Genomic DNA, 16,524 nt, shown 5'->3' with positions numbered 1-16,524 from the left:
CTTGCATCTCCTCGCCGCCCAGCGCGGAACGATCGCGGACGGCGCGGAGGCGGTGGATCTCGGGCAGAGCCCGGGCGAGATCCTGTTTCTCTCGGCCGCCGACACCGAGCTGGCGGCACTGGCCGGCGCGGCGCGCCGGCTGGGTCTCGGCTCGGCCGAGCTGCGCCTCGCCAATCTCCTGCGCCTCTCGCACCCGATGTCGGTCGACACCTATCTCGCCCGCATGAGCGCGCGGGCGCGGCTGGTCGTGGTGCGGCTGCTGGGCGGCGAGCGCTACTGGCCGCATGGATGCGAGGCGCTGCTGGCGGCGGCGCGGGCGGGCGGGTTCGACTTGGCCATCCTGCCCGGCGACGAGAAGCCCGACCCCGGTCTCGACCGGTTTTCCACGCTCGCTCCCGAGACGCGCGACCGCCTCTGGTGCTTCCTTTGCGAAGGGGGAGCTGCGAATGCGGACGGGTTTCTGGAAAGCTGCCGCGCGCTGCTGAAGGGCGAGCCGCTGACGGGCGAGGGGCCGGCGGGCGAACCGCGCCCGATCCTCAAGGCGGGGCTGCTTGCGCGTGGCGAGACCTTAAGCGAAGGCGATCCTCGCCAGGTCGTGCCCGTCGTCTTCTATCGCGCGCTCGTGCAGAGCGGACAGACGGAGGCGGTCGAGGCCCTGTGCGACGCGCTGGAGACCCAAGGGCTGGCGCCCCTGCCGCTCTTCGTCAGCAGCTTGAAGGACCCCGTCAGCGTCGAGACGCTGCGTGCGATCTTCGCGCGCCATCCCCCTGGCGTCGTCGTCAATCTCACGGGCTTTGCCGTTTCCACGCCGGGCGCCGCGCACAAGGGCACGGTGCTGGACGAGACCGGCGCCGTGGTGTTGCAGGCGGTGCTGGCGAGCGGCGCGCGCGAGGCCTGGGAGCGCTCGAGCCAAGGCCTCTCCGCGCGGGACCTCGCCATGAGCGTCGCCCTGCCGGAGGTGGACGGGCGCGTTCTCAGCCGCGCCATCGCCTTCAAGAGCGCGGCGGAATGGGACGCCCTGACCGAGATCGATCTCGTGTCGCACCGGCCGGAGCCCGATCGGCTCCGCTTCGTGGCGGAGCTGGCCCGCCGCTGGGCCCGGCTGCGCACGCTGGCCCCCAAGGAGCGGCGCGTCGCGATCGTGCTCGCCAATTATCCCAACCGGGACGGGCGCATCGGCAATGGCGTCGGGCTCGACACGCCGGCCGGTACGGTGCGCGTTCTGGAGGCGCTGCGCGACGCCGGCTATGGGCTGTCGGACTTTCCCCAAAGCGGCAATGCGCTGGTGGAACATCTCCAGGCCGGGCCGACCAATTCGGGCGAGCGCGCCGGGCGCCTCGTGCGCGAGACCCTGTCGCTCGACGCCTATCTCAGCGCTTTTGCCGGCTTACCTCCCGAATTGCAGGCTGCGATGGTGGAGCGCTGGGGCGCGCCGGAGGCCGACCCGTTCTTCGATCCAGAGCGCGGCTTCTGCCTGCCGCTCGCCCGGTTCGGTCAAGTCATGGTCGGCATCCAGCCGGCGCGCGGCTACAATATCGACCCGAAGGAAACCTATCACGCGCCGGACCTCGTGCCGCCGCATGGCTATCTCGCCTTCTACGCCTTCTTGCGCGAGCAGTTCGGCGCCGATGCGCTCATCCACATGGGCAAGCACGGCAATCTGGAATGGCTGCCGGGCAAGGCGCTGGCGCTTTCGGAGCGCTGCTGGCCCGAGGCGATCCTTGGCCCCCTGCCGCATCTCTACCCCTTCATCGTCAACGATCCCGGCGAGGGCACGCAGGCCAAGCGTCGGACCTCGGCCGTCATCATCGACCACCTGACCCCGCCGCTGACACGCGCCGAAAGCCACGGCCCGGCGCGCGATCTGGAAAAGCTGGTGGACGAATATTACGAGGCGAACCAGGGCGACGCGAGACGCGCCGCGCTCCTGCGCAAGGACATTCTGGCGCTTGTGGAGGCGAGCGGTCTCGGCGCCGACGCGGGGCTCGCGCCCGGCGAGGCCGGCGACGAAGCGCTCGGCAAGCTCGACGCCTGGCTCTGCGATCTCAAGGAACTTCAGATCCGCGACGGGCTGCATGTCTTCGGCGTCGCGCCCGAGGGACGGCTGCTTACAGACCTCACGGTGGCGCTCGCCCGCCTGCCGCGCGGCACGGAAGGCCCGGACGCCTCGCTGCACCGGGCGCTGGCGGACGATCTCGCGCTCGGCTTCGATCCGCTGGACTGCGACTTTTCCACAAGCTGGGCTGGCCCTCGCCCAAAGGTTCTTCACAGCCTGTCCACAGACCCCTGGCGCACGATGGGCGACACGGTAGAGCGGATCGAACTCCTGGCCGCCCGGCTCGTCTCGGGCGAGGACGCGGCCGAGCCGGGCTGGAGCCGCACGGCGGCCGTGCTGGCCGAGATCGAAACACGGCTGATGCCAAGCGTCACCGCCTGCGGCGCGGCGGAGATCGCGGGGCTGTTGCGCGGTCTGGAGGGTTGTTTCGTCGCCCCCGGCCCTTCCGGCGCGCCGACGCGCGGGCGGCCCGACACGCTGCCGACGGGGCGAAACTTCTTCTCCGTCGACACGCGCGCCGTGCCGACGGAAGCGGCCTGGCGCCTCGGCCGCCTGTCGGCCGAGCGGCTGGTGGAGCGTCATTTCCAGGACCACGGCGAATGGCTGAGTTCGGTCGGCCTCACCGCCTGGGGCACGGCGAACATGCGCACGGGCGGCGACGACATCGCCCAAGCGCTGGCCCTGATGGGCGCCAAGCCGACATGGGACCGCGCGTCGGGCCGCGTCACCGGCTTCGAAATCGTGCCGCTCGCCCGGCTCGGGCGACCGCGGGTGGACGTGACGCTGCGCATTTCCGGCTTCTTCCGCGACGCCTTTCCCGACCAGATCGCGCTCGTGGACCGCGCCGCGCGGGCGATCGGCGCCCTGGACGAGGAACCGGCCGAGAACCCGATCGCCGAGCGGATGCGGCGCGAGGCGACTGAGGCCGAGGCGCGCGGCCTCGGGCCCACCGAGGCGCGCCAACTTGCCGGCCACCGCGTCTTCGGCTCCAAGCCCGGCGCCTATGGCGCGGGGTTGCAGGCGTTGATCGACGAGGGCGGCTGGACCAGCCGGGCGGATCTTGCCGACGCCTATCTCCATTGGGGCGCCTATGCCTACGGCGCGGAGGCCGAAGGCCTTCCGGCGCGCGAAAGCCTGGAGCGGCGGCTCACGGGCGTCGAGGCCGTGGTGCAGAACCAGGACAATCGCGAGCACGATCTTCTGGATTCCGACGACTACTACCAGTTCGAAGGCGGCATGTCGGCGGCGGTGGAAACGCTCTCGGGCCGCGCCCCGATCGGCTACCACAACGACCATTCGCGCCCCGAGCGCCCCGTGGTGCGCCGGCTGGACGAGGAGATCGCCCGCGTCGTGCGCGCCCGCGTGGTGAACCCGAAATGGATCGCCGGCGTCATGCGCCACGGCTACAAGGGCGCCTTCGAGATGACGGCGACGGTGGACTATCTCTTCGCCTTCGCCGCCACCACCCATGCCGTGGCCGACCGGCATTTCGACCTCGTCCACGCCGCCTTTCTGGAGGATGGCGAGGTCTTGGACTTCCTGGCCCGAAACAACCCGGCGGCGCTGGCCGAAATGCGCGGGCGCTTTGCCGAGGCCATCAGGCGCGGGCTCTGGCATCCGCGCTCCAACTCCGTCAGATTCGCCCTCGAACCCGATGCACTCGAATCCGGTGCCCTCGAACCCAGCGCCCTTGAGGCGGAGGAAGCGTTGCCATGAGTGAGAAATCCCCCCTTGTCGCCGCCATGAGCGAAGAGGAACTCGACGCCCGCCACGCCGAGAAGATGCGCAAGAAGAAGGCCGCGCGCGACAAGATTCTCGCCACCAAGACGCAGGAAAAGGGCCTCGTCATCGTTCACACCGGCAAGGGCAAGGGCAAGTCCACCGCCGCCTTCGGCCTCGTTTTCCGCGCGCTCGGCAACGGCATGAAGGTCGGGATCGTGCAGTTCGTGAAGGGCAAGTGGGAAACGGGGGAGCGGCGCGCGCTGGAGCGCTTCGAGGGCGAGGTGACGATCACCGCCATGGGCGACGGCTTCACCTGGGAAACGCAGGACCGCCAGCGCGACATTGCCGCCGCCCGCGCCGCCTGGGAGCGGGCCAAGGCGATGATCGCCGACGAGGAGCACGACATGGTGATCCTGGACGAGCTGAACATCGTCCTGCGCTACGACTATCTCCCGGTCGAGGAGATCGTGGACTTTCTGCGCGACCACAAGCCGGAGATGAAGCATGTCGTCGTCACCGGCCGCAACGCGCGCGAAGAGCTGATCGAGTTCGCCGATCTGGTCACCGAGATGGAGATGGTGAAGCACCCGTTCCGCTCCGGCATCAAGGCGCAGCGCGGCATCGAGTTCTGACGCCTCGCTTCCCCTTCCCCGGCCCGGGCGGCTCAGTCGCCGTGCAGCTTGAGCGCCGGGCCCTTGGTCGGGGAGATCATGTCGGCGGCGATGGCGACCGTGCCTCTGACATGGCCGAGCACACGCCACTGGTGCTTGCGCTGCAGGGCGTTGTAGGCGGCGGTGGCGAAATGGCCGTGGATGAGGAAATCGTCCTTGGCGCCGAAGCCGATCATGCCCACCGCCCCGGCGCGGCCGAGCGAGATCAGCCGGCCCTTGTCGGAATAGTGGAAGGGCTCGACCGGATCGCCCTTGGCGAGGATCGGCAGGGTCTCGGTGAGATAGTCGGCCTGCTGGCTGGCGGCCTGGGCGGTCGGCGGCAGGGGCTGCTTCGCGCCGGGCGGCGTCAGGCTCGCCGCGTCGCCCATGACGTAGACATGCTCGTCCACCGTGCTGCGCAGCGTCGCGTCCACAACGATGCGCCCGCGCTTGTCCATCTCGAAGCGGCCGAGATCCTTGAGCAGCGGATTGCCGACGAGCCCGGCGGCCCAGACCGCGAGGTCGCAGGGCCAGCGCTCGCCGCTCTTGGAATAAACGGCGTCGAGATCGATGCGCGAGACGTTCACGTCGGTCACGGTCTTGATGTCGAGATGGCGCAGCCGCTCGGTGAGCTGCCGGCGCAGCTCCGGCTCGGCGCCGGGCATGATCTCGGGCGCGGCCTCCAGAATGGTGATGCCAAGCAGCTTGCGGCGGCGCTCGGCCTTGGTCTGGTCGAAGAAGCCGCGCTCGGAGCGGCGCAGATGCGCGGCAAGCTCCGTGCCCGTCGCACCCGAGCCGACGATCATCACCTCGGCCGGCTCGCCCGATTCGCGCGCCTCGATCATGGTGGCGATGAACCGGTCGCGGAAGCGGTCGGCATCGGCCTTGGTGTCGAGCCGCACGGCATATTCCCGAACGCCGGACGTGCCGAAATCGGGCACGACGCCGCCCAGCGCCACGACGCAGATGTCGTAAGCCACGCGCCGCTCGCGCGCCGCAATGGTGCCGTCCTCGCCGGGAATGGGGGCCAGCACCACCTCGCGCCGGTCATGGTCGAGCGCGCCGACGCTGCCCTGCTCGAAGCGGAAGCCGCGCATCTGGCCGAGCATGTAGAAGGACATTTCGGCGAGCGAGGAGGACACGGTGCCGGCGGCGAACTCGTGCAGCCGGGGCTTCCAGAGATGGGCGAGCTCCCGGTCCACCAGCGTCACGTCGAGCTTGCCGTGGTGAGCGAGTTGGGAGGCGAGTTCCAACCCGCCCGAGCCTCCGCCCAAAATGACGATGCGCGCTCGCCCGGTGCCGCCTGCCATGGTTCTCGTCCCCTCGTCTCGCCTCGCGGCCGACCCGCCGCCCATGTCGCGCGCATCCGCGCCGTCGCTCAAGCGAAAAGAGCCGGCGGAAGCCGCCGGCCTCGCGGCGTCAGAAGCCGCCCGTGCCGAGCAGCCCGGTCAGCCCGACGATGATGAGATAAAAGGCGACGATGTAGTTCAGGAGCCGGGGCATCAGGAGGATAAGGACGCCGGCGATCAAGGCGACGATGGGCTGAACGGTGATGATCTGCATGGAAGGCTTGTCCGTGTTTGTGGGTCTTGCGGGCGGGCAGAGAGATGGGGTCAGCCCATGTACCAGCCATGGCTGACGGTGATGGACTGGCCGGTGAGCGCCTTGGAGCCGAAGCCGGCGAGGAAGATCGCGACCTCCGCCACGTCCTCGACCGTGGTGAACTCGCCGTCCACGGTGCGCCCGAGCATGATGCGGCTCACCACCTCCTCCTCGGGAATGCCGAGCGAGCGCGCCTGTTCGGGGATCTGCTTCTCCACCAACGGCGTGCGCACGAAGCCGGGGCAGATGACATTGGCGCGCACGCCATGCGGCCCGCCTTCCTTGGCCGCGACGCGGGCGAGGCCGAGAATGCCGTGTTTGGCGGCGACATAGGCGCTTTTGAGCGCCGAGGGCTCGTGCGAATGCACCGAGCCCATATAGATCATCGAGCCGGATTTCTGGCGGTACATGTGCGGCAGGCTGGCCTTGGTGACGAGGAAGGAGCCGCCGAGATGGATGTCCACCACGCGCTTGAACTCCTCGTAGGGGAAGTCCTCGATCGGGTGGACGATCTGGATGCCGGCATTGGCGATCGCCACGTCGAGCCTGCCCCAATGCTGCGCGACGCGCTCGATCCCCGCCCGCACGGCGGCCTCGTCGGTGACGTCCATCGTCAGCGCGATGGCGCTGCCGCCGGCCGCCTCGATCTCGGCCGCCGCCTCCTCGGCCGCCTCGCCCTTCAGGTCGGCGATCGCGACGCGCGCGCCCTCGCGCGCATAGCGCCGGGCGATCTCGCGGCCGATGCCCGACCCCGCCCCCGTGATGACCGCGACTTGCCCTTCCAGACGCATGGCGCCCTCCGATTCCCTGCCCCTCGCGGGAAGGAGAATAGTCCGGCGCGCCGGCGTGAAAAGGCCGCGAGCGCGCCGCCATGCTGCATTGCGTCCTCGCGGATGCGCATTTTCCTTTCGCCCCTCCCCGTCCCCGTTATATGGCTGCGGCCGAACAGGGCTCTTGAGTTACGACGGTCGGCGCGAAAGGACTTCCCCCGATGCAGGCTTCACGGATCGACGGAAAGGCGACGGCCGCCGCGGTTCTCCAGACGGCCAAGGCCGGCGGCGAGGCGTTGCGCGCCAAGACCGGCGTGCAGCCGGGCCTGGCCGTGGTCATCGTCGGCGAGGACCCGGCGAGCCAGGTCTATGTCGCCAACAAGGGCCGCACGGCGGAAGCCTGCGGTTTCCATTCCGTGACCCATCGCCTGCCCGCCGACGTGCCGCAGGCCGAGCTTCTGGCCTTGATCGACCGGCTGAACGCCGACCCCGCCATTCACGGCATCCTGCAGCAGCTGCCGCTGCCCAAGGGGCTCGACGCCGACGCCGTGATCGGGCGCATCGACCCCGACAAGGACGTGGACGGGCTGACGCTGGTGAACGCCGGGCGCCTCGCCAGCGGCCAGACCGACGAGGCCTTCGTGCCCTGCACGCCGGCCGGTTGCATGGTTCTCCTGCGCAGCGTGCTGGGCGACGATCTCTCGGGCAAGCGCGCCGTGGTGGTCGGGCGCTCCAATCTCGTCGGCAAGCCCATGGCGCAGCTTCTGCTGCTCGCCAACGCCACGGTGACGGTCGCTCATTCGCGTACGAAGGATTTGCCGGCGCTTTGCCGCGAGGCGGACATCCTGGTTGCCGCGATCGGCCGCCCGCACTTCCTGCGCGCCGACAGCGTGAAGCCCGGCGCGGTGGTGATCGATGTCGGCATCAACCGCGTGCCCGCGCCCGAAAAGGGCGAAGGCCGGACGCGGCTCGTCGGCGACGTCGCCTCCGAGGAAATCGCCACGGTCGCCTCGGCCTTGACGCCGGTTCCCGGCGGCGTCGGGCCGATGACGATCGCCATGCTCATGGCCAACACGCTGGCAAGCGCCTGCCGCGCCGCCGGCGAGCCGCGCCCGCGCTTCTGATCGTTACTCCGGCTGAACCAGCTCGCGCCGCGCGGTGTCCACCACGGCGCGGGTGAGAGGGGTCAGGCGCTCGGCGGCAAGCCGGCTGACCTGCCAGAAGAGCGGCGTGTCGTAGGGGCGGCCGGGCAGGAGTTCGACCAGCCGCCCGGCCTCCAAATGATCCCGCACCAGGGAAACCGGGTTCAGACCCCAGCCGAGCCCGAGCCGGCAAGCGTCCACGAAACCCTGCGTCGACGGCAGCCAGTGCGTGGGATGGGTGATCGCCTCGCCGAAATTGGCCGCGATCCAGCCGCTCTGCAGCCGGTCCTTGCGGTTGAAGGTAAGGGCGGGCGCGCGGCCGAGCGCCTCGGGCGTCACGCCTTCCGCGAAATGGCGACGGACGAAGGCGGGGCTGGCGGTCGCGACATAGCGCAGGCTCCCGAGCGGCGTGGAGCGGCAGCCCTGCACGGGCTGGGCAAGAGCGGTGACGGCGGCGAGCACCCGGCCGCGCCGCAGCCAATCCGCCGTATGGTCCTGATCGTCCACCGCGATGTCGAGAAGCGGGTCGCTTTCCTGCGCAAAATGGGCAAGCGCCGGAAGAAACCAGGTGCCGAGACTGTCGGCATTGGTGGCGAGCGGCAGGGTCGGGCGCAAGGCGCCCTCGTTCTCTCCTGCCAAGGCCGGCAGCTGCGCGAAGAGCTCGGTTTCCAGAAGGCCGACCTGATCCATGTGCCGGCAAAGCCAGTCGCCCTTCTCGGTCGCGCGGCAGGGCTGGCCACGCTCCACCAGAACCGTGCCGACCCGCTCCTCGAGTTGCCGCACGCGCTGCGACACGGCCGAGGGCGTGACGTTCAGGACGCCCGCCGCCTTCTCGAAACTGCCGGTGCGGATCACCGCCGCCAGCGCGCGCAACGCGGGATAGTCCAGCATCTCGCCATTAGCTCCGCTTCATCAGCCTAAATCGGTTTAACGCCCCTTCATCGCCGTGTCATGCTAGCTCGTCCCCATTCGGACGCGGGAAGGCGCACAGATGGACATGACGGCCTATGGCACGGGGCTGACAACGGGGCTGACGCTGATCCTGGCGATCGGCGCGCAGAACGCCTTCGTCCTGAGGCAGGGGATCATGGGGGCGCATGTCTTCGCCGTGTGTCTGGCCTGCGCGGTGTCGGACGCGCTTCTCATCACGCTCGGTGTCTCAAGCTTCGCGCGCGTCGCCGCCGTTCTGCCCATGCTCGACCCGGCGCTGCGGCTTCTCGGGGCGGCCTTTCTCGTCTGGTACGGCGCCAAAAGCCTCCACCGCGCCTTTCGCGCCAGCGACGCGCTGCAACTGGCGACCACGGGAGCGGGCAACCGGGCGCAGGCGCTCGCGACCTGCCTCGTGCTGACCTGGGCCAACCCGCATGTCTATCTCGACACGGTGGTTCTGATCGGCAGTCTGTCGACGCGCTTTCCCGGCCGCGAGCTCGCCTTCGGAGCGGGCGCCGTCACCGCATCCTTCGGCTTCTTTTTCGCGCTCGGCTACGGCGCGCGCTGGCTGCGCCCTGTCTTCGAGCGCCCCAGCGCCTGGCGCGCGCTGGAACTGGCGATCGGGCTCGTTATGTGGGGCATCGCCGCCAAGCTTCTGCTCGGCGCCTGACCGGACGAAAAAAGCCCCGCATCGCGTGATGCGGGGCTTTGGAATGGCGCGAGGAGCGAGGCGGCTCAGGCGTCCTGGCTGGACTCGTCGGGCACGCCGGGCTTGGCCGGCGCGGCGTTGGCGTCCGCGCCCACGGCGACCTTCGGGCCGCCCTTGGACACGCCCACCATGGCCGGGCGCAGCACGCGCTCGCCGATGGCGTAGCCTTCCTGCACGACCTGCACCACCGTGTTGTTCGGCAGCTCGGCGTTGGGAATCTCGAACATGGCCTGATGGAAGTTGGGGTCGAAGCGCTGGCCCTCGGGCTCCAGCTTCTTCACGCCGTGGCGCTCCAGGGTGGACTGCATGGCGCGCCCGGTCAGTTCCACGCCCTCGGCCAGCGTCTGCAGGCCGGCATCGGCCTCGCGCGCGCCCTCGGGGATCGCCTGCAGCGCGCGGGCGAGATTGTCGGACACGGCGAGCATGTCGCGGGCGAAATTGGCGACCGCGAACTGGCGGGCGTCCTTCACTTCGCGCTCGGTGCGGCGGCGAAGGTTCTCCATGTCGGCGGCAAGGCGCACCAGACGGTCCTTCACGTCGGCGTTCTCGGCTTCCAGCTCGGCGACGCGCCCCTGCAGCGCCTCGTGCGCTTCCGCGCCGGCCCAGCCGGAGGGCTCGGCGCCCGCTTCGCCAGCATCGGCATGCGCGCCGGGCTCCTGCGCCCCGGCGGCCGCGCCCGACACGCCGGACCCTTTGAAATAGGCCGCGCCGCCAGCGGAATACGCGCCGGCCTCGTCCGCGTGGTCGTTCACGTGCTTTTCGCTCTCGCCTGTCATGGGGCACTCCTGTTCGCGTCAAAGGGACGGGCCGGCCGGGCGCCGCCGTGCGGCCGCCGCGCCAGCCCTCCGAAGGGTTCGTCGCTGCGGCATATCGAATGAGGCGGGCCGGAAATCAAGGCCGGCGCGACGGCGCCCCGCTCGCCAGAAGGCGCGACACCAGCCGCGCGGTGTAATCCACCATAGGAACGATGCGGCGGTAGTTGAGCCGTGTCGGGCCGATCACCCCCACCGCGCCGATCACCCGCTCCTGCGAATCGGAATAGGGCGCGATCACCAGCGAGGAGCCCGAGAGCGAGAAGAGCTTGTTTTCCGAGCCGATGAAGATGCGCACGCCGTTGCCCGCCTCGGCCAGATCGATCAGCTCCATGATCGAGGTCTTGGACTCCAGATCGTCGAACAGATGGCGCAGCCGGTCGAGATCGTCGGCGGCCGACACGCTGTCCAGAAGATTGGCCCGGCCGCGCACGATGAGGCGCGAGGGCTGGCCGGCGCCCTCGCCCGCCCAGACCGCCAGGCCGGCGTCGACCAGCTGGCGCGACAGCTCGTCCAGCTGGCGCGAGGTCTCGGCCTTCAGCGTCTCGATGCGCCCGCGCGCCTCGCCCAGCGTGCGCCCCACCACATGGGCGTTCAGGAAGTTGGCCGCCTCCACCAGCTGCGCCGCCGTGATGCCGGGCGGCAGGGCCAGGACGCGGTTCTCCACCTCCCCGTTCTCGCCCACCAGCACCACCAGCGCGCGCGCCGCGTCGAGGCGCACGAACTCGATATGCTTGAGGCGCGGATCGGCCTTGGCGGCGACCACGATGCCCGCCCCGCGCGACAGGCCGGACAGAAGCTGCGAGGCTTCCGTCAGCAGGGCGTCCACCGGGCGGCGCTCGCCATGGTCGCGCACCTTCTCCTCGATCTCGGCCCGCTCGCGCTCCGGCACGTCGCCGACCTCCAGGAAGGCGTCCACGAAGAAGCGCAGGCCGACCTCCGTCGGCAGGCGCCCGGCCGAGACATGCGGCGCGTAGATCAGGCCCAGCGCTTCGAGATCCGACATGACGTTGCGGATCGAGGCAGGCGAGAGCGAGTTGGACAGGAGGCGCGACAGGTTGCGCGAGCCCAGCGGCTCGCCCGACTCCAGATAGGAGTCCACGATTAGGCGAAAGATCTCGCGCGAACGCTCGTCGAGCGCGCCCGTGAGGGCGCTCTGGCCGGACAGGAGTTCGGCAAAGGGGGGCAACGTGCGCTTCATGCCTCTCTTATAGGGAGGCCAGGGGTTTGCGCCAAGGCGGGCGGCATCGGGCAGCCGCGGGGTGTCCGGCACGGGCGCCGCCTCTCCCGAACCCTCTTCTCTTCCAGCGCTATTCCCAATCCGGGCCGCAATCATTAAGAGGCGGGTTCAAGCTTTGTTAATGCGGATCACCTTGCCTATGCGGCCTTCCAAACGCCAGAACGACGAACTGCGTCCCGTTTCGCTGGAGCGCGGCGTTTCGCGCCATGCTGAGGGCTCGTGCCTCGTCAAGTTCGGCGACACCCATGTCCTGTGCGCGGCGAGCCTGGAAGAGCGCGTGCCGGGCTGGCTGAAGAATTCCGGCAAGGGCTGGGTCACCGCCGAATACGGCATGCTGCCGCGCGCCACGGGCGAGCGCATGAAGCGCGAGGCGGCCAGCGGCAAGCAGAGCGGCCGCACGCAGGAGATCCAGCGGCTGGTGGCGCGCTCGCTGCGCGCCGTGGTCGATCTCCAGGCGCTGGGCGAGCGCATGATCACGGTGGACTGCGACGTGATCCAGGCCGACGGCGGCACCCGCACGGCCTCGATCACCGGCGCCTTCATCGCCCTCTCGGACTGCCTGTCCTGGATGGAGACGCGCGGCATGCTGAAGCGCGACAAGGTGCTGAAGGACCATGTCGCCGCGATCTCCTGCGGCATCTACAAGGGCGAGCCGATCCTCGACCTCGACTATCTCGAGGATTCGGCGGCCGACACCGACGCCAACTTCGTGCTCACCGGGCGCGGCGGCATCGTCGAGATCCAGGGCACGGCCGAGGGCGAGCCCTTCTCGCGCGCCGAACTCGACGCGCTGATGAAGCTGGCCGAAAAGGGCATCGGCGAGCTGGTGACGCACCAGCGGCAGTGCCTCGAAGGCTGATAAAGATGTAGCCTCGGATCAGTTTCGGGGCGCATATCTCATGACGACGGACGGGGCCGTGCGCGCCGCCTTTCAAGCAATCGACAGGCAGCCATGACGCACTCCCCTCTTCTCGACCCCGCCGGCGGCCCGCTCCTGATCGCCAGCCACAATGGCGGCAAGATCGCCGAATTCCGCGAGCTTCTGGGGCCGCTCGGCTTCGAGGTGGTCTCGGCGGCCGACAAGGCCCTGCCCGAGCCCGAGGAAACCGGCACGACCTTCGAGGAGAACGCGGCGCTGAAGGCGCTGGCCGCAGCCAAGGCGACCGGCCTTCTGGCGCTCAGCGACGATTCGGGGCTGGTGGTGGACGCGCTGGGCGGCGATCCCGGCATCTATTCCGCGCGATGGGCGGGTCCCGACAAGGACTTCACCATGGCCATGCGCAATATCGAGGAGAAGCTGCAGGCGGCCGGCGCCACCACGCCGGAGCGGCGCACCGCGCGCTTCGTCGCCGTTCTCTGCCTCGCCTCGCCCGATGGCGAGACGCGGCTTTATCGCGGCGAGGTCGAGGGCACGATCGTCTGGCCGCCGCGCGGCACGCTCGGCTTCGGCTACGATCCCTGCTTCCTGCCGGAGGGCGAAACGCGCACCTTCGGCGAGATGCAGTCGCAGGAGAAGCACGGCTGGGTGCCGGGGCAGCCCGACGCCCTGTCGCACCGGGCACGGGCGTTCCAGATCTTCGCGCGGGAGGCGCTTGGGCTCGCATGAACGTCATGATGGCGCCCGCCAGCCCCCTTGCCCGCCCCATTTCGCAGATCCGCCCCTACACGCCGCCCGCCGGCGAGCCGGGCTTCGGGGTCTATGTCCACTGGCCCTTCTGCGCGGCCAAGTGCCCCTATTGCGACTTCAACAGCCATGTGCGCCACCAGCCGGTGGACCAGGGGCGCTTCGTCGAGGCCTTCCGCCGCGAGATCGCAGCGCAGGGCCGGCGCACCAAGGGCGAGACCGTCACGTCCATCTTCCTCGGCGGCGGCACGCCCTCGCTCATGGAGCCCGCCACCGTCGCCGCGATCCTCGACGCGGTCTCGGCCCAGTGGACGGTCGCCGGGGGCGCCGAGATCACGCTGGAGGCCAACCCGACCTCGGTCGAGGCGGAGCGCTTCCGGGGCTACCGCGCGGCCGGCGTCAACCGCGTCTCGCTCGGCGTCCAGGCGCTGAACGACGCGGACCTGAAGCGCCTCGGCCGGATGCACGACGTGTCCCAGGCGCTCGGTGCCATCCGGCTGGCGCGCGAGATCTTCCCGCGCCTGTCCTTCGACCTCATCTATGCCCGGCCCGGCCAGAGCGTTCCAGCCTGGGAGCGCGAGCTTTCGGAGGCGATCTCGCTCGCCGCCGACCATCTCTCGCTCTACCAGCTGACCATCGAGGAAGGCACGATCTTCCACGCCCTGCACAAGGCGGGCAAGCTGGTGGTGCCGGACGGCGAGCTTTCGGCCGATCTCTACGAGGCGACGCAGCAGCTGACGCTGTTCCACGGCCTGCCGGCCTACGAGATTTCCAACCACGCCGCGCCCGGCGCGGAATCGCGCCACAATCTCACCTATTGGCGTTACGGCCTTTATGCCGGCGTCGGCCCCGGCGCCCATGCCCGCCTGCCGGGCAAGGACGGCGCGCGCCATGCCGTGGCCAACGAGAAGCATCCCGAGACCTGGCTGAAAATGGTCGAGGACTGGGATTCGGGCGAGGTCGAGGACGAGGCGCTCGCCTCGCACGAGCAGGCCGACGAGCTGATGCTCATGGGCCTGCGCCTCGTGGAAGGCATCGACCTCAAGCGCTGGCGCAAGCTGGCCGGGCGCGACATCGACGCCGAGGTCGAGGCCGAACTGACCCGCCACGGCATGATCGAGCGCATCGGCCCCGATCGGCTGCGCGCCACGCCCGCCGGCATGCTGGTGCTGGATGCGGTCGTCGCCGATCTGGCGTGAGAGGCGCGGTGGCAAGTGGCGCGCGCCGGTTGGGCGACGCATCGAAGTCGCTTCGGGGCAGGCGCTGCCGCTCCAATGCTGCGGCGGCCGAGTCTCCGTGCCTTCGCTCCGGCCCCGCCTCGCCGGTCTGTCCGAGGCGCAGCCTTTTGTCGACATCCGGACGCGCGGAACGCAGTGCCGGGCGGAACCGGGTCGCGGGATCGTCGCCGGCTCGCGCGCACGGCAGCGCAGCGGGTGCGACGACGCTTCGGCCCGCCCTCCGAACATTGCGAGACGCGTCGACGCCGCGAACTGTCCTGCCGCGTTCCGTGAGCTCCGTATCGGCGCGTCGTCTCCGCGCTGCCGCGGTGGCCTGGAAAGCCCGGCCTTGAGCGGCCCGGCCGCCACGCTGGCGCTCTACGCCCTGGCGGCGCTCGCTGAGATCGCGGGCTGCTTTGCCTTCTGGGCGGTGGTGCGGCTCGGGCGCTCCGCCCTCTGGCTCGCGCCGGGCCTTGCCTGCCTCGTTCTTTTCGCTGTTCTTCTGACCCGGGTCGATGCCGCCTTTGCCGGTCGCGCCTATGCCGCCTATGGCGGGGTCTACATCCTGGCCTCGCTCGTCTGGCTCTGGGCTGTCGAGGGCGTGCGGCCCGACCGGTTCGATCTCGCCGGCGCCGCGCTCTGTCTCGGCGGCGCGAGCCTCATCCTCTTCGCACCCCGGGGCGCCGCATGAGCGACATGGCCGACGACCACCAGAACGACGATACGCTGCCGGACGACGCGGTGGTGGAGGATCACGCCATGGAGTCCGGCGCGAGCTTTCTCGTGCGCGGCGCGACGCTGCGCGCGCAAAAACCCGAGCCGGCGCTCTATCTCGTGGCGACGCCGATCGGCAATCTTTCCGACATCACGCTGCGGGCGCTGGACGTCATCGCGGGGGCGGACTGGCTCGCCTGCGAGGACACGCGCGTCACGCAGAAGCTTCTCGCCCGCTACGGCATCCGCCGCCGCCTCGTCGCCTATCACGACCACAACGCCGCCGAGGCGGGCGCGGGTCTGCTGGCCGAGTTGGAAGCCGGCCGCTCGGTCGCGCTCGTGTCCGACGCCGGCACGCCGCTCGTCTCCGACCCCGGCTTCCGGCTGGGTGAAGAGGCCATCAAGCGGGGCCTTCCCGTCATTCCCATTCCCGGCGCATCGGCGCCGCTGGCCGCTCTTCTCGCTTCCGGCCTGCCGTCCGACAGTTTCTTCTTTGCCGGCTTCCTGCCCGTGAAGGACGGCGCGCGCGTCACCAAGCTGGAAACGCTCGCCCGCATTCCCGGCACGCTTCTCTTCTTCGAGGCGCCGCACCGGATCGCTGAGAGCCTCGCCGCCATGGCTGAGGTGCTGGGCGCGCGCCCGGCCGCCGTCTGCCGCGAGCTAACCAAGGCCTACGAGACGATCTATCGCGGCACGCTGCCCGAACTGAGCCACCTGTTTGCCGCGCAGGAGCGGGTGCGCGGCGAGATCGTCGTCTGCGTCGGCCCGCCGGGCGAGGACGCGGCCGCGACCAGCGGCGATGTCGACACGATCCTGCGCGGGCTTCTCGCCGAGATGAAGCCGGCAAAGGCCGCGCAGGAGGCGGTGAAGCTCACCGGCTTTTCCCGCCGCGACCTCTACGCCCGCGCGCTGGAGCTGAAGGGCGAATGAGCCGGGCCGGCGGCGATGGCGCAAAGCCCGGCCTCCAGCGAAAGCGCGCCTTCTTCCGCAAGGGCCACCGGGCCGAGACGCTGGCGGCCTGGGCGCTGCGCCTCAAGGGCTACCGCATTCTCGCCGTGCGCTATCGCACCCCGTCCGGCGAGATCGACCTCGTCGCCCGGCGCGGCGCGCTGGTCGCCATTGTCGAGGTGAAGGCGCGCCCGACGCTGGAGGCCGCCATGAACGCCGTGACGCCCGCCGCCCAGGCGCGCATCGAGCGCGCCGCCGATCTCTGGCTGTCTCGCCAGAAGCGCACTGCCGGCCTCTCCATGCGCTTCGACATCGTCGCCGTCCTCCCACGCCGCTGGCCGGTTCATGTGAAGGACGCGTGGCGGGGGACGCTTTAGAGACGCGCTCC

The 16,524-nt window shown here is 70.1% G+C and carries 16 protein-coding genes; 10 read left to right on the top strand and 6 right to left on the bottom strand.

Features of this window, described 5'->3' with window-relative positions:
- Window position 1: 1 nt before the first annotated feature.
- Both cobN and cobO read left to right on the top strand, forming a co-directional pair.
- Window positions 2-3,772, top strand: coding sequence for a cobaltochelatase subunit CobN (gene cobN, locus AUL32_RS13310; protein WP_062115763.1), 3,771 nt, complete (start codon window positions 2-4; stop codon window positions 3,770-3,772).
- Window positions 3,769-4,410 carry a cob(I)yrinic acid a,c-diamide adenosyltransferase gene (gene cobO / locus AUL32_RS13305; protein ID WP_062115760.1) on the top strand — a complete coding sequence of 214 codons (642 nt, stop codon included), beginning with the start codon at window positions 3,769-3,771 and terminating at the stop codon, window positions 4,408-4,410. Before cobN ends, cobO begins: the two co-directional genes overlap by 4 nt.
- A 32-nt stretch (window positions 4,411-4,442) precedes the next feature.
- Here the strand turns inward: cobO and AUL32_RS13300 are convergent, their stop codons facing one another.
- The 3 genes from AUL32_RS13300 to AUL32_RS13295 all read right to left on the bottom strand — a co-directional run bounded on the left by AUL32_RS13300 (window position 4,443) and on the right by AUL32_RS13295 (window position 6,821).
- Window positions 4,443-5,738, bottom strand: coding sequence for an NAD(P)/FAD-dependent oxidoreductase (locus AUL32_RS13300; protein ID WP_062115757.1), 1,296 nt, complete (start codon window positions 5,736-5,738; stop codon window positions 4,443-4,445).
- A gap of 109 nt (window positions 5,739-5,847) precedes the next feature.
- Entirely contained in the window at window positions 5,848-5,991 is a 144-nt protein-coding gene (locus AUL32_RS24565) for a DUF3096 domain-containing protein (protein ID WP_082639146.1), read from the bottom strand.
- Window positions 5,992-6,041: 50 nt separating this feature from the next.
- Window positions 6,042-6,821, bottom strand: a complete 780-nt coding sequence (locus AUL32_RS13295; protein WP_062115754.1) for a 3-hydroxybutyrate dehydrogenase — start codon at window positions 6,819-6,821, stop codon at window positions 6,042-6,044.
- A gap of 200 nt (window positions 6,822-7,021) precedes the next feature.
- Here AUL32_RS13295 and folD point away from each other — a divergent pair, with 200 nt between their 5' ends.
- Window positions 7,022-7,924 carry a bifunctional methylenetetrahydrofolate dehydrogenase/methenyltetrahydrofolate cyclohydrolase FolD gene (gene folD, locus AUL32_RS13290; protein ID WP_062115751.1) on the top strand — a complete coding sequence of 301 codons (903 nt, stop codon included), beginning with the start codon at window positions 7,022-7,024 and terminating at the stop codon, window positions 7,922-7,924.
- Between the two features lie 3 nt (window positions 7,925-7,927).
- Here folD and AUL32_RS13285 read toward each other — a convergent pair whose 3' ends face one another.
- Window positions 7,928-8,833 (bottom strand): LysR family transcriptional regulator ArgP, encoded by a 906-nt coding sequence (locus AUL32_RS13285; RefSeq protein WP_062115748.1) that lies wholly within the window; start codon window positions 8,831-8,833, stop codon window positions 7,928-7,930.
- Between the two features lie 100 nt (window positions 8,834-8,933).
- Here AUL32_RS13285 and AUL32_RS13280 point away from each other — a divergent pair, with 100 nt between their 5' ends.
- Window positions 8,934-9,542 carry a LysE/ArgO family amino acid transporter gene (locus AUL32_RS13280; protein WP_062115747.1) on the top strand — a complete coding sequence of 203 codons (609 nt, stop codon included), beginning with the start codon at window positions 8,934-8,936 and terminating at the stop codon, window positions 9,540-9,542.
- Window positions 9,543-9,607: 65 nt separating this feature from the next.
- On the opposite strand, the gene grpE is transcribed toward AUL32_RS13280, so the two are convergent.
- Window positions 9,608-10,357 (bottom strand): nucleotide exchange factor GrpE, encoded by a 750-nt coding sequence (grpE, locus tag AUL32_RS13275; RefSeq protein ID WP_082659645.1) that lies wholly within the window; start codon window positions 10,355-10,357, stop codon window positions 9,608-9,610.
- Window positions 10,358-10,472: 115 nt separating this feature from the next.
- Entirely contained in the window at window positions 10,473-11,594 is a 1,122-nt protein-coding gene (gene hrcA / locus AUL32_RS13270) for a heat-inducible transcriptional repressor HrcA (RefSeq protein WP_061973576.1), read from the bottom strand.
- A 178-nt stretch (window positions 11,595-11,772) separates the two neighbouring features.
- Here hrcA and rph point away from each other — a divergent pair, with 178 nt between their 5' ends.
- The 6 genes from rph (at window position 11,773) to AUL32_RS13240 (ending at window position 16,513) form a co-directional block, all read left to right on the top strand.
- Window positions 11,773-12,492, top strand: coding sequence for a ribonuclease PH (gene rph, locus AUL32_RS13265; RefSeq protein ID WP_061973574.1), 720 nt, complete (start codon window positions 11,773-11,775; stop codon window positions 12,490-12,492).
- 93 nt (window positions 12,493-12,585) lie between these two features.
- Window positions 12,586-13,239, top strand: a complete 654-nt coding sequence (gene rdgB, locus AUL32_RS13260; protein WP_061973572.1) for an RdgB/HAM1 family non-canonical purine NTP pyrophosphatase — start codon at window positions 12,586-12,588, stop codon at window positions 13,237-13,239.
- Window positions 13,236-14,456, top strand: a complete 1,221-nt coding sequence (hemW, locus tag AUL32_RS13255; protein WP_062115744.1) for a radical SAM family heme chaperone HemW — start codon at window positions 13,236-13,238, stop codon at window positions 14,454-14,456. Before rdgB ends, hemW begins: the two co-directional genes overlap by 4 nt.
- 367 nt (window positions 14,457-14,823) lie before the next feature.
- On the top strand, window positions 14,824-15,165 hold the full coding sequence (locus tag AUL32_RS26010) for a YnfA family protein (RefSeq protein ID WP_062115742.1): 342 nt from the start codon (window positions 14,824-14,826) through the stop codon (window positions 15,163-15,165).
- A complete protein-coding gene (gene rsmI, locus AUL32_RS13245) occupies window positions 15,162-16,118 on the top strand; it encodes a 16S rRNA (cytidine(1402)-2'-O)-methyltransferase (RefSeq protein WP_374700954.1) in 957 nt (318 codons plus the stop codon). Before AUL32_RS26010 ends, rsmI begins: the two co-directional genes overlap by 4 nt.
- A complete protein-coding gene (locus AUL32_RS13240; protein WP_062115739.1) occupies window positions 16,115-16,513 on the top strand; it encodes a YraN family protein in 399 nt (132 codons plus the stop codon). Before rsmI ends, AUL32_RS13240 begins: the two co-directional genes overlap by 4 nt.
- Window positions 16,514-16,524: the final 11 nt, after the last annotated feature.

The sequence above is a fragment of the Aureimonas sp. AU40 genome, from assembly GCF_001463785.1.
GTDB lineage: Bacteria > Pseudomonadota > Alphaproteobacteria > Rhizobiales > Rhizobiaceae > Aureimonas.
Note: the sequence above shows the minus strand (reverse complement) of the source record. Positions and strands in the feature narration are given on the sequence as shown.

Excerpts from the sequence above, each read along its gene's own strand:
- folD (WP_062115751.1), top strand. The coding sequence starts at position 7,022 with ATGCAGGCTTCACGGATCGACGGAAAGGCGACGGCCGCCGCGGTTCTC.
- AUL32_RS13240 (WP_062115739.1), top strand. The coding sequence starts at position 16,115 with ATGAGCCGGGCCGGCGGCGATGGCGCAAAGCCCGGCCTCCAGCGAAAG.
- hemW (WP_062115744.1), top strand. The coding sequence starts at position 13,236 with ATGAACGTCATGATGGCGCCCGCCAGCCCCCTTGCCCGCCCCATTTCG.
- AUL32_RS13285 (WP_062115748.1), bottom strand. The coding sequence starts at position 8,833 with ATGCTGGACTATCCCGCGTTGCGCGCGCTGGCGGCGGTGATCCGCACC.
- rph (WP_061973574.1), top strand. The coding sequence starts at position 11,773 with ATGCGGCCTTCCAAACGCCAGAACGACGAACTGCGTCCCGTTTCGCTG.
- grpE (WP_082659645.1), bottom strand. The coding sequence starts at position 10,357 with ATGACAGGCGAGAGCGAAAAGCACGTGAACGACCACGCGGACGAGGCC.
- hrcA (WP_061973576.1), bottom strand. The coding sequence starts at position 11,594 with ATGAAGCGCACGTTGCCCCCCTTTGCCGAACTCCTGTCCGGCCAGAGC.
- AUL32_RS13295 (WP_062115754.1), bottom strand. The coding sequence starts at position 6,821 with ATGCGTCTGGAAGGGCAAGTCGCGGTCATCACGGGGGCGGGGTCGGGC.
- rsmI (WP_374700954.1), top strand. The coding sequence starts at position 15,162 with ATGAGCGACATGGCCGACGACCACCAGAACGACGATACGCTGCCGGAC.
- cobO (WP_062115760.1), top strand. The coding sequence starts at position 3,769 with ATGAGTGAGAAATCCCCCCTTGTCGCCGCCATGAGCGAAGAGGAACTC.
- AUL32_RS13280 (WP_062115747.1), top strand. The coding sequence starts at position 8,934 with ATGGACATGACGGCCTATGGCACGGGGCTGACAACGGGGCTGACGCTG.
- AUL32_RS24565 (WP_082639146.1), bottom strand. The coding sequence starts at position 5,991 with ATGCAGATCATCACCGTTCAGCCCATCGTCGCCTTGATCGCCGGCGTC.
- AUL32_RS13300 (WP_062115757.1), bottom strand. The coding sequence starts at position 5,738 with ATGGCAGGCGGCACCGGGCGAGCGCGCATCGTCATTTTGGGCGGAGGC.
- rdgB (WP_061973572.1), top strand. The coding sequence starts at position 12,586 with ATGACGCACTCCCCTCTTCTCGACCCCGCCGGCGGCCCGCTCCTGATC.